Annotated in this window: 12 protein-coding genes; 2 read left to right on the top strand and 10 right to left on the bottom strand. The window is 73.2% G+C overall.

What is annotated here, in order from left to right:
* Nucleotides 1-35: 35 nt before the first annotated feature.
* The 7 genes from GA0074692_RS11065 to GA0074692_RS34670 form a co-directional block, all read right to left on the bottom strand.
* Nucleotides 36-1,181 carry an LLM class flavin-dependent oxidoreductase gene (locus tag GA0074692_RS11065; RefSeq protein WP_091642865.1) on the bottom strand — a complete coding sequence of 382 codons (1,146 nt, stop codon included), beginning with the start codon at nt 1,179-1,181 and terminating at the stop codon, nt 36-38.
* Entirely contained in the window at nt 1,171-2,943 is a 1,773-nt protein-coding gene (locus tag GA0074692_RS36475; protein WP_091642861.1) for a dipeptide ABC transporter ATP-binding protein, read from the bottom strand. The genes GA0074692_RS11065 and GA0074692_RS36475 overlap by 11 nt, the downstream gene beginning before the upstream one ends.
* Entirely contained in the window at nt 2,940-3,857 is a 918-nt protein-coding gene (locus GA0074692_RS11055; protein WP_091642857.1) for an ABC transporter permease, read from the bottom strand. The genes GA0074692_RS36475 and GA0074692_RS11055 overlap by 4 nt, the downstream gene beginning before the upstream one ends.
* Entirely contained in the window at nt 3,850-4,803 is a 954-nt protein-coding gene (locus tag GA0074692_RS11050) for an ABC transporter permease (protein WP_176738397.1), read from the bottom strand. Before GA0074692_RS11050 ends, GA0074692_RS11055 begins: the two co-directional genes overlap by 8 nt.
* Before the next feature lie 45 nt (nt 4,804-4,848).
* Complete coding sequence (locus GA0074692_RS11045; protein ID WP_091642853.1) at nt 4,849-6,465, bottom strand: ABC transporter substrate-binding protein; 1,617 nt, start codon at nt 6,463-6,465, stop codon at nt 4,849-4,851.
* A gap of 12 nt (nt 6,466-6,477) precedes the next feature.
* Nucleotides 6,478-7,011 carry an OsmC family protein gene (locus GA0074692_RS11040; protein WP_091642850.1) on the bottom strand — a complete coding sequence of 178 codons (534 nt, stop codon included), beginning with the start codon at nt 7,009-7,011 and terminating at the stop codon, nt 6,478-6,480.
* 185 nt (nt 7,012-7,196) lie between these two features.
* Nucleotides 7,197-7,346, bottom strand: a complete 150-nt coding sequence (locus GA0074692_RS34670; protein WP_176738396.1) for a hypothetical protein — start codon at nt 7,344-7,346, stop codon at nt 7,197-7,199.
* A 222-nt stretch (nt 7,347-7,568) separates the two neighbouring features.
* Here GA0074692_RS34670 and GA0074692_RS11035 point away from each other — a divergent pair, with 222 nt between their 5' ends.
* Entirely contained in the window at nt 7,569-8,297 is a 729-nt protein-coding gene (locus GA0074692_RS11035; protein ID WP_091642846.1) for a GntR family transcriptional regulator, read from the top strand.
* Nucleotides 8,298-8,327: 30 nt separating this feature from the next.
* On the opposite strand, the gene GA0074692_RS11030 is transcribed toward GA0074692_RS11035, so the two are convergent.
* Nucleotides 8,328-12,128 (bottom strand): nSTAND1 domain-containing NTPase, encoded by a 3,801-nt coding sequence (locus GA0074692_RS11030; RefSeq protein ID WP_091642841.1) that lies wholly within the window; start codon nt 12,126-12,128, stop codon nt 8,328-8,330.
* A 208-nt stretch (nt 12,129-12,336) separates the two neighbouring features.
* On the opposite strand from GA0074692_RS11030, the gene GA0074692_RS11025 reads away from it, so the two are divergent.
* Nucleotides 12,337-12,819 carry a DUF2690 domain-containing protein gene (locus GA0074692_RS11025; RefSeq protein ID WP_176738395.1) on the top strand — a complete coding sequence of 161 codons (483 nt, stop codon included), beginning with the start codon at nt 12,337-12,339 and terminating at the stop codon, nt 12,817-12,819.
* Nucleotides 12,820-12,882: 63 nt separating this feature from the next.
* Here the strand turns inward: GA0074692_RS11025 and GA0074692_RS11020 are convergent, their stop codons facing one another.
* Nucleotides 12,883-13,491: an RDD family protein gene (locus GA0074692_RS11020; protein WP_091642833.1), complete on the bottom strand. Its 609-nt coding sequence runs from the start codon at nt 13,489-13,491 to the stop codon at nt 12,883-12,885.
* Between the two features lie 166 nt (nt 13,492-13,657).
* A complete protein-coding gene (locus GA0074692_RS11015) occupies nt 13,658-14,641 on the bottom strand; it encodes a GlxA family transcriptional regulator (RefSeq protein ID WP_091642829.1) in 984 nt (327 codons plus the stop codon).
* Nucleotides 14,642-14,702: the final 61 nt, after the last annotated feature.

The raw sequence follows: 14,702 nt of genomic DNA, 5'->3' as shown, positions 1-14,702 counted from the left end.
CCTTTCGGGGTGTCAGGTTCGGGGTCGGCGAGGCTCTACCGGCCGAGTGCGCCGGCCGCCACCGGCAGCGGCGCGTCCGGCGGGTTGGCGGCGGACTGTCCGGTCCGCTGGCGGTGGGCCAGTTCGGAGCGGACCAGCGGGATGAGGTGCCGGCCGTAGTCGATCGCGTCCTTGAGCGGCTCGTAGCCGCGGATCAGGAAGCTGGTCACGCCGATGTCGACGTAGTCGAGGATCGCGGCGGCCACCGTCTCGGGCGTACCGACCAGGGCCGTGGTGTTGCCGAAGGCGCCTGCGGCGGTGGCGGTGGCGGTGAACAACGCCCGGTCGTGCCGCTCGCCCCGGGCGGCGGCGTCCACCAGCCGCTGCCCGCCGACGGTGAGCGTCCCACCCCGCCGGTCGCCGTTGCGCTTGGTGAAACCGCTGTGGTTGATCCGGTCGACCACCCAATGGGCCCGCTCCCAGGCCAGCTCCTCGGTCGCGCCGAGGATGGGCCGGAACGAGGCGCTGATCGCCGGTGGGGTCGATCGTCCGGCGGCGGTGGCGGCGGCGCGGATCTCGGCGATCCGCTGCGCCGTCTCGGCCAGCGGCTCACCGAAGAGCATGAAGTTGTCCGCGTGCTTGGCGCCGACCCGGATCGCCGCGGGTGAGGAACCGCCGAAGTAGATCGGGATCCCGCCCGGCTGGTGGGGCTGCACCTGTGCGCGCAGGTCGTCGAAGCGGTAGAACCGCCCCTGGTGGCTCAGCGGCGCCTGGCCGCTCCAGATCGCCCGGAAGATGTCGAGGTGCTCGTCGGTGCGGGCGTACCGCTCCTCCTTGGTGGTGTAGTCGCCGTCCCGGTTCATCTCCGGTTCGCTGCCGCCGCTGACCACGTTGACGGCCAGCCGTCCCTCGGTGAGGAGGTCGAACGACGCGAAGGTGCGCGCCGCGTAGGTCGGCGCGACGAAGCCGGGCCGGTAGGCGACCAGGAACCGCAGCCGGTCGGTCTGCGCCGCCGCGTGGCCGGCGGTGACCACCCCGTCGGCGCGTTCCGAGCCGTAGCCGATCAGGGCCGCGTCGAAGCCGCCGTCCTCGTGGGCCCGCGCGATACGGCGCAGGTAGTCGCGCTCCACGATCGGCGTCCGGTGTGGGTGGATCTCGGAGTTGTCGTGGGTGAAGAGGCTGCCGATGAACTCAACTGACATGGGTGTTCTCCTTCGGTGCGCCGGCCGGTGCGGCGCCGACCCGGCTGGTCCGGTCGCGGTAGCGACGACCGGCGATCGCGTCCAGCAACGACCGGGTGTACTCGTGGGTGGGGTTGGCGAAGACGGCGGTGGTCTCGCCGGCCTCGACGATCTGACCGGCGCGCATCACCGCGACCCGGTCGCAGAGCTGCCGCACGACCGCCAGGTCGTGCGAGATGAACAGGTAGCTCAGGCCGAGCTCGGCCTGTAGCTGGACCAGCAGCTCGAGGATCTGGGCCTGGACCGAGACGTCCAGGGCGGAGACGGGTTCGTCGCAGACGACCACCTCCGGTTCGACGGCCAGCGCCCGGCCGATCGCGACCCGCTGGCGCTGCCCGCCGGAGAGTTCCGCCGGCCGGCGGTCCAGCAGGGTACGGGGGAGCGCCACCAGGTCGAGCAGTTCGGCGGCGCGCCGTCGGCGGCTCGCCCGGTCTCCGATCCGGTACGCGCGCAGCGGCTCGTCGAGCACCTCGGCGATGGTGAACCGGGGGTCCAGGGAGGCGTACGGGTTCTGGTAGACGAGTTGGATCCGGCGGCGCAGTTGTCGTAGCCGCTCGCCCCGGTGTCCGGTGATGTCCACCCCGTCGAACTCGATCCGGCCGGCGTCGGGCCGCTCCAGCCGTACGGCCAGCCGGGCCACGGTGGACTTGCCCGACCCGGACTCCCCGACCAGGCCGAGGGTCTCGCCCCGGCCCACCGCCAGGCTCACCCCGTCGACCGCGCGGAACCTCGACCGGGCGCCGCCGACGGTCGGCAGGCGGAACTCCTTGACCAGGTCCCGTACCGCCAGGATCACGCCGGAGCGCTCGCCGCCGGCCGATTCGGTGGCCGGGCTGCCGCCGGTCGCCGCAGCGGTGGTCGACGACGACTGTCGTGGTTCGGGACCGGGGGAGAGGCGACCGCTGGCCATGCTGGGTGCGCTGGCCACGAGGCGGCGGGTGTAGGGGTGCTCCGGCCGGGTGAGGATCTGCTCGGGATCACCGACCTCGACGACCTCGCCCCGGCGCATCACGACGATCGTGTCGGCCCGGTCGGCTGCCACGGCGAGGTCGTGGGTGATCAGCAGCAGGGCCGAGCCGCTGGCGGCGCTGCGCCGTTCGATGTGGTCGAGGATCTGCCGTTGCACGGTGACGTCCAGCGCGCTGGTCGGCTCGTCGGCGATGAGCAGCTTGGGTTCACCGGCCGTGCCGATGCCGATCAGCACCCGTTGGCGCATGCCGCCGGAGAACTGGTGCGGGTACTGCCGGGCGCGTGCCTCCGGGTCGCGGATGCCGGCGGTGCGCAGCACCTCGACGGCACGCCGCCGGGCCGCCGTCCGTCCGGCCAGCCCGTGTACGCGCAGCACCTCCGCGATCTGGTCGCCGACCCGTCGGGTGGGGTTGAGCGACACGGTCGGGTCCTGCGGGACGAAGCCGATGTGCCGGCCCCGGATGTCCCGCCACTCGCGTTCGGTCAGCGCGGTGACCTCGCGGCCGGCGAAGGCGATGGTGCCGCCCTCGACCCGGCCACCGGCGGGCAGCAGCCCGATCACCGCCTGCGCGGCCGTGCTCTTGCCCGAGCCGGACTCGCCGACGACCGCGACCACCTCCCCGGCCCGGACGGTCAGGTCGACGCCGCGCAGGGCGGGCACGGTGCCGCCCGGCACCCGGTAGCTGACCCGCAGGTCACGGACCCGCAGGATCGGCTCCCGGGAGTCGGTGGGCGGGGTCGTGGACGGAGTCATGGGCGATCGTCTCCGGTGCGTTCCAGGGCCCGGGCGATCCGGTTGGCGGCGAGCACGACGGTGGCCACCACCAGCCCGGGCAGCGTGGTCAGCCACCAGGCGGTGGCCAGGTAGTCCCGCCCGTCGGCGACCAGGGCACCCCACTCGGGGGCCGGGGGTTGGGCGCCGAAGCCGAGGAAGCTCAGCGACGAGACGGCGAGGATGGCGGTGCCGAACTCCAGCGCGGACAGCGCGATCACCGGTCCGACGGCGTTGGGCAGGACGTGCCGGCGCAGCACCGACCACCAGGTGGAGCCGGCGGCCCGACCTGCCTCGACGTACACCGACGAGGTGACCCGCAGCACCTCGGCGCGCATCACCCGGGCGAAGCCGGCCACGTTCGCCACGCCGATGGCGATGGCGACGTTGATGGTCCCGAAGCCGAGCGCGGTGACGATGGCGAGCGACAGGACCAGGCCGGGGATGGCCAGCATCACGTCGACGATCCGGGTGATCACATCGTCGACCCAGCGGCCGACGAACCCGGCGAGCAGTCCGAGCGACGAGCCGACCACCAGCCCGACCAGCACCGCGATCAGGGTCGCCCGCAGGGTCAGCGACGAGCCGTGTACGACCCGGGTGTAGACGTCCCGGCCGAGGTGGTCGGTGCCGAACCAGTGCGCTCCGCTGGGCGACTGGAGTCGCTCGGCCGGTACCCCGTTGATCGGATCCTGCCCGGTGAACAGCCCCGGGACGACCGTCCAGGCCAGCACCAGCGCGACGGCGAGTACCGACAGCGTCAGCCCGGGACGGCGCAGCAGGTGCCGGGCTGCGCTGCCCCGCCGTCGCACGGGCGGAACGCCCACCGCGGCCGGCCCGGCCGGGCCGGGTGTGTCGGGGTCCGCGTCGGTGCGGGCGATGGGCAGCTCAGTCATCCCGACCTCCGACGCCGGCGACGATCCGCGGGTCGACCAGCGGGTAGACGACGTCCACGGTGAGGGTCACCAGGACGAACAGGACCGCGCTGAGGACCACGAGCGCCTGGACGACGGGGATGTCCTGCGCGTCGACGGCCTGGAAGGTGAGTCGGCCCACGCCCTCGCGGGAGAAGACCGTCTCGACCACGGCGGTGCCGGCTACCAGGTTGCCGACGATCATCCCGACCATGGTCAGCGTGGGGATCGTCGCGTTGCGCAGCGCGTGGGTCAGCAACACCCGGCCCCGGCCGAGGCCACGGGCCCGCACCGCGCCGACGTACGGCTCGGCGAGGGTGCCGCGCAGGCTCTTGGCGAGCAGTTGGGCGATCACCGCCGCGGTCGGGATGGCCAGGGTGACCGCGGGCATGACCAGGCTGGCGAAGCCGTCGTTGCCGATCGCGGGCAGCAGTCCCCAGCGGAACGACACGAACTGGACGAGCAGCAACCCGATCCAGAAGGTCGGCATCGACACGCCGACCGACGGCAGCGACAGCAGCACCTGTCGCAGCGCCCGGGACCGGACGTACACGCTCCCCAGCGCGATGCCGACGCCGAGCAGCAGGGCGATGGCCAGGGCCAACAGCCCGAGCTGGACGGTCTGCCCGATCGCGGCGGCGACCATGTCGCTGACCTCGGCGCCGGTCTGGATGGAGGTGCCGAAGTCACCCCGCAGGGCGCGGCCGAGCGCCTCGAGGTACTGCACGTGCACCGGCTGGTCGAAGCCGTACTGCTGCCGCAGGGCGGCGAGCTGTGCCGGGTCCTGGCTGCCCAGCTCGCCACCGCCGGCGGCCATGATCATGATCGGGTCGCCGGGCAGGAGGTAGAGGACCACGAACGAGACGGTGAACGCCGTCCAGAGGACGAACACCCCCTGTAGCAGGCGCAGGCCCAGGTAACGCGCCACGGTGTCACCTCCTCGGCTGGTTGGTCGGTACGGTCCGGTCCACGGCTACTTCTCGGTCCAGGTGTCGTAGAAGACGAGCCGGGCGTTCGCCTCGAACCGCAGTCCGTGCACGTGCTTGCCGAGCGCGTGTCCCTGGCTCTGCTCGACCAGCGGAATCGCGAGGGCGTGCTCGACGATGTACCGCGCGGCCTGGTCGACCGCCGCCTGCCGCTGGGCCTTGTCCGGGCTGGCCGCCTGGGCGTCCAGATGGGCCTCCAGCGGGCTCGCCGCCAGGTGCAGCGGGTTGTTGCGCTTGGTGGAGAAGTGCATCCGCAGCGCGTCCGGGTCACCCCGGGTGAGCCCGTACGGCACCAGGTCGGCGGTGCCGTTGTCGAGCCGGGCGAGCATCTCGGCCCGCGACACCTGGGTGATCTTCAGCTCCACGCCCACCTTGGCGAGCTGCTGCGCGACCAGTTCGTGCGTGGTCGGCTTGCCGGCCTGGCCGTTCACCACCTCCACGGTCAACCGCTTGCCGTCCCGGACCCGGATGCCGTCCGGCCCGGGAGTCCAGCCGGCCTCGTCGAGCAGCTTCCGCGCGCCGTCCGGGTCGTGGCCGAGCAGCGGCGACAGGTCGGAGTAGAGGGGCGTGGTGGAGGAGAGAATGCTGGTCGCCGGCTTGTTGCGGGGCAGCAGGAGGGTGTCGACGATCTCCTGCCGGTTGATGCCCTTGAGGATCGCCCGGCGGACCGCCTCCTCCTTCAGGATCGGTCCCGAGTTGTTCACCAGGTACTCCGACACCGTGCCCGGGTTGTTGCGGGCCAGGATCGGGTAGCCCGCCGACTCGAGCGACGGCTCGTCCTGCGAGGGCACGTCGGCGACCGCGTCGAGCTGCCCGGAGCGGAGGCTGCCGGTGCGCACCCCGGCCTCCGGTACGACCTTGAAGGTGATCTTCTCCAGGTACGCTTCGCCCTGGTGTCCGGCCACCGTGGACGCCCATTGGTAGCCGGTCCGGCGGGTGAGGACCGCCTCCTGCTTCGGGGTGTAGTGGTCCAGCACGAACGGCCCGGTGCCGACCAGGCCGGTGCCCTGGCACCTCGCCTCGGGTCTCACCGCCACGGCCTTCGGGCTCAGGATGCCCAGGGTCATGGTCGACACCGCGTGCAGGAACCCGGCGTTCGGCGCGCCGAACGACACCCGCACGGTGGACTGGTCGAGCACCTCGGTGCCCCGGTAGCCGGCCAGGTACGTCGCGCCGACGATGGCCTTTCCGCCGAGGGCGTCGACGCCGTCGAAGTTCGCCTTGACGGCGGCGGCGTCGAGCGGTGTGCCGTCGCTGAAGGTGACCCCGTCGCGCAGCGTGAAGGTGTAACTGGTGGCGTCGTCGTTGACCTTCCAGGACGACGCCAGCCACGGGACGAACTCGCCGGTGTCCGGGTTCTGGTCCACCAGCGAGTCGACGACCTGCCGGCTGACGTTCAGGCTGGTGGTGAGGTCGGACTGTTGCGGATCGATGCAGATCGGGTCGCTGCCCAGCGCGAACGTCAGCTCGCCGCCGTGCCGTGGTTGCCCACCGCCGCCACTGGTGGTGGCCGCCCCCGAGCCGCAGCCGGTGGCGAGCAGCGCCGCCGTGACCGCGAGTGCGATCCCGGCGTGCCGGGATCGGGCAGGTGTTCTGCGGGCCATCACTGTTGCTCCTCAGTTCGTGGGGCCGGTGTGGACGAGGCGTCCGGAGACGCGCTGTGGGTCCTTGACGAGGTTGAAGATCGGGCACGCCGCCTCGACGACGGCGCGCAGCCGCTCGACGTCCGCGAGGGGGGCGGGGGAGGAGATGTGCGCGACGTACGCGATGTCGTGCGGGTAGAACGGCACCTGCTCGAACCCGGGACTGCCCGCCCGGGGGTCCTGCACGGCGGTGACCTCGACGCGGACCCCGTCGAGCGGGATCTCCAGGTCGGCCGCGTGGATGAGGAAGGTGTGCGCCAGGCAACTGCCGACGGTGCCGAGGAAGAGTTCCTGGGACGACGGGCCGAGGTGGTACCCGGCGAAGTCTGGTCCACTGTCGAGGACCACCTGGAAGTCACGGATCCGGATCCGTCGTACCCCGCTGCGGCCCTCGACGGTGACCTCGGCCCGCTGGTGGTGCACGGTGGCGGTGCCGTCGGACACTGCCGACTTCTTCGCTCGGACGGCGGCGCGTTTCTGGATCAGGTACTCGCGTAGCGAACTCATGGCAGGAGGGCTCCTCCGGTGGCGGTGCCACGTCAGCTGGGCGCACGAGGGTGCGGGACACGTCAGGTCGATCCGGGGCGTGGGCGCACGCGTGCGCCCACGCCGCCGGGAACGAACCTGGGGTGAGGGGGGCGGTCAGGCAGGCGCGACGTCGGGACTGCCGAACCGGTGGGATCGTGGTGGCGTCAGCGACAGACGCTGCTGCACACCCGCATGAGGTCGATCGACCGGCGGGTGTAGAAGACGCCCTGGAAGGTGGCCGGTGTCGCCGCCGACCCGCGCCGCGGCGGGGCGATGCGCCCGCGTCGGCCCGGGGTGAGCGGGGTGGCGATCATGCTGGCCTCTACCTTCGCGTCTCGGTGTTGTCAGCACGCTAGCACCGGCAGGTATCCATACTCAATAGGTAGGATTACTCGTGTATACAGAGTCACAGGCAATGGATACGTTCGCTCGACGGCGGAACGTTCCAGGGGCGGCAGGTGCACTACGGTGGTCGCTACGTTCATGGCAGTCGGTGGCGTGACCCGACGCTGCCTCGTCACCCCGGGAGGCCGCGCATGACCCGCAGGACAGGCACCCGGCCGGCGGACGCCGGCGAGCCGATGGCCGGTGACCCTGCCGACCTGGCGGACGGCGTCGCGTCCGACGCCGTGGGCCGGGACGCGACCGCCGGGCAGTACCAACGGCTGCGCCGAGAGCTGATCGAGGGACGGTACCGGCCGGGGACGCTGCTCCTGGAGACCGCCGTCAGCGCCGACCACGGCGTCTCCCGTACACCCGTCCGCGAGGCCATGGCCCGGTTGGAGCAGGACGGCCTGCTGGAGCGGGCGGTCCGGGGATACCGCGTGCGGACGAGGTCTCCGGAGGAGGTGTTGGACGTCTACGAGGCGCGGATCGCGCTGGAGTCGCACGTCGCGGCCACCGCCGCGATCCGGCACACCGCCCTGGACCTGGCGCTGCTGCGACACATCCAGGAGCAGGCGCTGCGGGCCGAGGATCCGGTGGAGAGCCGGCGGCTGGACGGCGAGTTCCATCGGGCACTGCGGCAGGCGGCGCACAACGTCACCACCGCGGAGTTGCTGGAGCGCCTTGACGCGCAGATGGCGCTCTACGGCAACCGGGCCACCCGGGACCGGTCCAACCTGGACCTGACGCGCGCGGAGCACGAGCGGGTCCTCGACGCGGTCGCCCGCCGTGACCCGCAGGCTGCCCGGGAACGGCTCACCGAACACCTCACCCGCGTACGCGACCTGCGTATCGCCGAGCTCGTCGAGGGCCGCGACTGATTCGCCAGACCTGGAAACGCCTAGGCCGACTCAGCCCGGACAGGGTGGTTGGTAGCGAGGTCCCGGGACGTAGGTCGCCCACTCGGCCGGGGTGAGGGGGTCGCCGACCGCGCCGCAGAGCCCGGCGGCGACCCGCTCCGGACTGGTGTTCCAGAGCCACACGGTGTTGCCGGTGCCACCGGCGGCGAGGGTGTGACCGTCGCGGCGGAAGCCGACGGTGTACGCGCCACCGCCGGGGGTGGCCAGCACCGCGCGTACGGCGGGCCGGGCCCGGTCCTCGAGGTTCCACAGCCAGGTGCCGGCGTTGGTGACGGCGGCGGCCAACGCCGTCCCGTCCGAGGTGAACGCCAGGGCGTACACGTAGTTGGTGGGGCCGGTCAGCGGCGCGCCGAGCGGGACCGGCCGGTGGGGTCGGCTGACGTCGTACAGCCTGACGGTGCTGTCGGCGCTGCCGACGGCGAGTGTCCGGCGGTCCGGGCTGAAAGCGACGGCGTACACGTAGTGGCCGGCGACGAGCGCCTCGCCGAGCGGCACCGGCGCTCGGGGCCGGGTGGTGTCCCAGAGCCGGATGGACCGGTCGATGCTGCCGGCGGCGAGCAGGGAGCCGTCGTGGTTGAAGGCGAGGGTCTGTACGTAGTTGTCGAAGCCGCGCAGTACGGCCAGCGGCGCCGGCGTCGCGGGGCGGGTGATGTCCCAGAGTCGGACGGTGTGGTCGCGGCTCCCGGTCGCCAGGGTCTGCCCGTCCGGGCTGATGGCGACGGTTTCCACGAGTTGGTCGTGCGCCTGGAGAGGACCGCCGTGGCGCAGCGGGCGGCCGGGCTCGGAGACGTCCCACAGGTGCACCCGCCCGGCGCGGGCGGAGACGGCCAGGGTACGGCTGTCAGGGGTGAAGGCCAGCGCCCCGGAGAAGCCGTCCGGGTTGGTCAACGGCGGGCCGACGGGGGAGGGGCGGGCGGGATCGTCGAGGTTCCACAACTGGGTGGAGGTGCTCCCGACGGCCAGGATCCGGCCGTCGGGGCTGAAGACGTTCGCACTGACCACGCCTGGTGTGGTCAGCACCGGTCCCGGCAGCGGCCAGAGCCGGGCGGTGCCGTCGTTGGAGCCGGTGGCCACGGTGCCTCCGTCCGGGCTGAACCGGACGGCGGTGACCGGTGTCGGATGCGGCAGGGTGGCGGTGATCCGTCGACTGGCCAGGTGGTACACCTGCACGCCGATCGCCGGGTCGGAGCTGCCGACGGCGAGGAGACTGCTGTCCGGGCTGAACGCGACCGCGTTGACGAAGCTCCTCGGCCCGGTCAGCGCGGGACCGAGGCGCACCGGCCGGGCCGGCTGGCGGATGTCCCACAGATGGGTGGTGAAGTCGGTGCTGCCCACGGCGAGCGTCCGGCCGTCCGGGCTGAAGGCGACCTGACCGACCTCCCGGGACGGTCCGGCGGGCTGGCTGAGCGGGTGGGGCCGCTCGGGGCGGGTGACGTCCCAGAGCCGGACGGTCCCGTCGACGCCACCGACGGCGAGGACGCGGCCGGACGGGTGGAAGGCCACGGACTTCGCGCCGGCGGAGGCGGGCAGGCCCGCCCCGACCGGGATGGGTCGGGTGCGGTCGGTGGTGTCGTACAACCGGGTCAATCCGTCGGCGCTGGCTGCGGCGAGCAGGCGTCCGTCAGGACGGTAGGCCACCGAGTAGACGGTGTTGCCGGCGTCGGCCAGCGGCGGCAGGCGGACCGGCCCGGATCCCGCGCCGAGATCCCACCGGTGGACCCGATGGTCGCCGCTGCCGACGGCGAGGGTACGGCCGTCCGGGCTGAAGGCGATCGAGTAGCCGGGGCCGGCGGGGCCGGTGAGCGGCTCACCGAGCGGCACCGGGCGGGGTCCGCTCGCCACGTCCCAGAGCCGGATCGTGCTGTCCACGGCCGCGGCGAGCACCCGGCCGTCCGGGCGGTACGCCACCGCGTACATGAGCTGGTTCCGGCCGGTGAGCAGCCGGACCGCCGGCAGCGTCGCCGACGAGCTGATCAGGCTCGACCGGGCCTCGGTGGTCGGGGCGATCCGGTAGGCGACCAGCGCCAGTTGCCGGGACAGCGAGACGTCCTTGTCACGGAGCTGGTCGGCACGGGCCGCCACCAGCCGGGACCGGGCCTCGTCGCGCTGCTGGGCGACCTCCCGTTGCAGCGCCACCGCCTCCCCGGTGCGGCGCACGGCGGCCACCCCGGTGAACGCGCTGACCACGGCGAGGACGGTCAGCGCCGCGATGGTCTGGTGGAGCCGGCGGGTCCGGCGGCGGGCGTGCCGGGTGCTGGCCCGCAGGAACTGCGCCGACAGCGCCGGTGGCGTCGGCTGCCCGGCCAGCCACTGCCAGGCCGCGACCAACCGGCTGCCACGCAGCAGCAGGGCCGGATCACGGCCCTCGGCGTCCCAGCCGGCGGCGGCGTCGGCCACCTGCTGCCCGACCAGCAGACCGGCCCGGTCGGTGGTGAGCCAGTCCCGCAGGTGCGGCCAGGCGGTCAGCAGCGCCTCGTGGCTGATCTCCACGGTGTCGTCGTCGACGGTGAGCAGCCGACGCTCGACGAACCGGTCGACCACCTCGTCGATGTCCTCGGCCGTGGTGCCGGCGGGGGCGCCCGGCAGCAGGTGGGTGCGGGCGAGCCGGCGGCGGGTGTCGGCGGTGCCCTGGCCGACGTGCACGAGACGGAGGAACAGCGTCCGGGCGAGCGCCTGGTGGCGCGGATCGAGGGCGGCGTGGACGGCGTCGGCGGTGGTGGCGACCGCGCCGTCGATGCCGCCGGTGGCCCGGTACCGTTCGGCGGTGAGCCGGCCACCGCCGGACTCCCAGGTCGCCAGCAGGGCGTGCGACAGCAGCGGCAGCACACCGGGGTCGTGGGCGGCCGTCGGGTCGCCGGAGCGCGGCGCGACCTCCCGGAGCAGCAGGTCGACGAGGCCGTCCTCGACGTCGACGCCGGCTCGCCGGGCCGGCTCGGTGATCGCCCGGCGGAGTTCGGCGGCGGTCATCGGACCGACGGTGACCTGATGCTCCTGGGCCGCCCGGGCCAGCACCGGGAAGCGGAGCAGGTCGGCGTAGAAGTCGGCCCGCAGTCCCAGCACGACGACCGCGCCGGGGCCGGGTCGCCCGGCGGCCGTGGCCAGCGCCGCGACGAAGGCGTCGGCCGCCGCCCGGTCGACTCCCTGGGCGAACACCTCCTCGAACTGGTCCACCACGATGACCGGCCCGGTCGCGGGGTCCCGGCCGGCAGGCCGTTCCCGCCACGCCCGCGCCGGGTCGGCTCCGGGGACCAGCACCACGGTCTCCGGAGCCGGCGCGCCGTCGGTGGGCTCCCGGAGCGCCGCGACCAGGCCGGCGCGGAGCAGGGACGACTTCCCGGCGCCGGACGCCCCGGTGACCAGAAGGATCCCGCCGCCGGCCCGCCGGAGGGCGCGTACCCGGGTGACGAGCCGGGCGGTCAGTTCCTCCCGGCCGAAGAACCAGTCGGCATGGTCGGTCTCGAACCAGTTCAGTCCCCGGTAGGGCTCCACCCCGGCGCGGGGCGTCCGGGTCCGGCGGACCCGCTGCCACGCCGCCAGCCACCGGGACACCTCGTCGTCGGTCGCCCCGCAGGCCCGGACCACCAGTTCGAGCAGGTGACGGGAGGCCGGCTGGGGCAGGCCGCGCCCGGCGAACCAGTCGCCGATCGTTCCGTGCCGGCGTTCCCGCTCCGGCAGGGCCGCGACGACGTCGCGTACCGACAGTCCGGCCCGGTCCCGTAGTCGGGTCAGCTCCCGGGCGAAGTCCTGACGGGTCCGGATCGAGTCGGGTCCGGGTGGAGGCGGTTCGAGCACGCGGGGCCCTCCTTGATCGGAGCGCGGAACCGACGCGGCTGCCGGTCGGCGCCACCCACGGTGGGACCAGGGCGTACGGGCTCGTACGGAGTCCCGTCCGACACTTCCCGGCCGTGGCGCGGCAGCCAATTCTGGTGCTCGTCCACCGGGTGTCCGCATCGGACAGACAGGAACCGGACACCCGGACACCTCAGGAGGGAGAAGAATGATGCGGCTACCGAGGATCGTGGCAGCCCTGGTGCTCGCTGTCGGGCTGGCCCTGGCACCCGCCGGGACCGCCCAGGCGGCACCGCCCGGCACCGGCTACGACTACACCGACCCGGCGCAGACCGGCTGCTCGGCCAGCGCGATCACCATCTGGTCGAAGGACCTACGGCACCCGGCGACCGGTGTGGTCAACGGTGTCATGGAGCTGCGGTACTCCACCGTCTGCCAGACCAACTGGGTACGGGTGAACAACTACGTCAGCGGGGCCGCCGCCCGCAAGATCATCGTACGGCCGCGGGTGCACGCCCCGTACGGCGGGTCGCTGGAGTACGCCATGGACAGCACCGTCGACGTCTACTACGGCTGGAGCTACGGGCTGCAGTTCTACGCCCCCTCCTGGGTGTGCGTCGAGGTCGGTGCCGTGCTCACCCTCGGCACCGAGGTGATCGGCCAGAACGGGCAGGCGCTCGATCAGGTCTGCTGACCAGGAAGACCGTGGGGTCGGGCCGCCTGCCCGGCCTCACGGCCCGGTCGACGACGGGCCCGCTCACCGTCTCGACGGCGTCGCGGGTGCGGCCCCGGTGGGGTGTGCGGCCGCCGCCGGGTCGGGGACGGGAGCCCTGCCCCGGGCGAGCCCGGAGCGGAGGTCGATGGCGGTGTAACTGCTGTCGACGCTGTCCCCGCCGCTGCCGCTGAGGGCGGCGGCGATGCTCAGCACCAGGTACAGGGGGGCGAAGGACCAGCAGACGGCCCGCCAGCCGCCCCGCCAGGCACCGGAGCGCCTTCCGTTGGAGATCCTGACCGAGCGCATGCCGGCGGCGGCGTCCCCGAGGCTGCCGACCGAGCCCCAGACCATGCCGTACGCGAAGAGCACCCCGAACCAGATGCCGGCCATGACGCCGGCGTGCACACCGGTGTTGACGGCCATCGCCGTCGACAACCCGCCGAGCGCGGAGTGCTGGCGCGCCACGTCGACCACGCCCATCAGGATTCCGGCCAGGGCCATCACCACGAGCGCGTCCAGGGTCCGGCCCCAGAAGTGCGGCCAGCCGGCCTTGCGGACGTAGTAGGCGCCGGTCTCCGGGTGCCGGCGTATCGGCCGGCCGTTCCCGGCGTCGAGCAGTCCGGTTGTGGCTGGTGGTGTGGAGCGGCTCATGACAGTCCTTCTGTCTGGGGCAGGCTGCGGGGCGACCTGGACGGTACAAGATCGACGCCCGCCCGCAGCCGGTCCGGCGCGGCGTGACGGGGCCCTGACCTGCCGATATCAGGCGGCGCCCGGCTGGTCGGTTCGGCGGCCTCGTCGGGTGTGCCGGGGAAGCTGGTCAGTGCGGGACGCTCGTCGACGTGTCACGACTGGTGCGGAACGTGTGGCGGTAGGTCATCGGCGACACCCCGATCGCGACCGTCAGGTGCTGGCGCAGCGAGGCGGCGGTCCCGAAGCCCGCCTCGCCGGCGATGCGGTCCACCGGGAGGTCGGTCGACTCCAGCAGGCGGCGCGCGTGTTCCACGCGCTGCTGGGTCAACCACTGGCCAGGGGTCATTCCGACCTCGTCCCGGAAGCGCCGGGAGAACGTCCGCACACTCATCCGCGCGTGTTCGGCCAACTCGGCCAGGGCCAGCGGCCGGTGGAGCTGGCCGAGCGCCCAGTCGCGGGTCGCGGACGTGGTGGCCGCCGAGGACTCGGGCACCGGACGTTCGATGAACTGCGCCTGGCCGCCGTCGCGCCAGGGCGGTACGACGCACAGCCGGGCCACCCGGTTGGCGACCTCACTGCCGTGGTCGCGGCGGACAAGGTGCATGCACAGGTCGACCCCGGCAGCGACTCCCGCCGCCGTGAGCACGTCTCCGTCGTCGACGAACAGTACGTCCGGATCGACCCTGACCTGTGGGAACATCCGTTGGAAACGGTCGGCCTCGTTCCAGTGCGTGGTCGCCGTGCGGCCGTCGAGCAGACCTGCGGCGGCGAGCACGTACGACGCGGTGCAGATCGACACGATCCGGGTGCCCGGACGGAGGCGGCCGAGCGCCTCGGCCAGCTCGTCCGGGAGCCAGGTCCGGTCTTCGGTGGGGCCGCACACGAACGGCGGGATCACCAGGGTGTCCGCCGTCCCGAGGGCCTCGGCGCCGTGCTCCACCGCGACGGCGAAGTCCGCGCTCGTCCGGATCGGGCCCCCGTCGAGGCCGCAGGTGACCACCTCGTAGAGCGGGTCGCCGTCCCCGTCCCGCGCGGTGCCGAAGATCCGCACCGGGATGCTCAGTTCGAACGGGTAGACACCCTCGAGGGCCAGGACGACGACGCGATGCATGGCCAGATTCTTTCACATGTTGGCGATCTGGCCACTCGTCGGGTGGGCCCGCCTCCCGCAG

It is taken from the genome of Micromonospora pallida (genome assembly GCF_900090325.1).
GTDB classification, from domain to species: Bacteria; Actinomycetota; Actinomycetes; order Mycobacteriales; family Micromonosporaceae; genus Micromonospora; species Micromonospora pallida.
The sequence above is the reverse complement of the archived record's forward strand: the minus strand, read 5'-3'. Positions and strand labels throughout refer to the sequence as shown.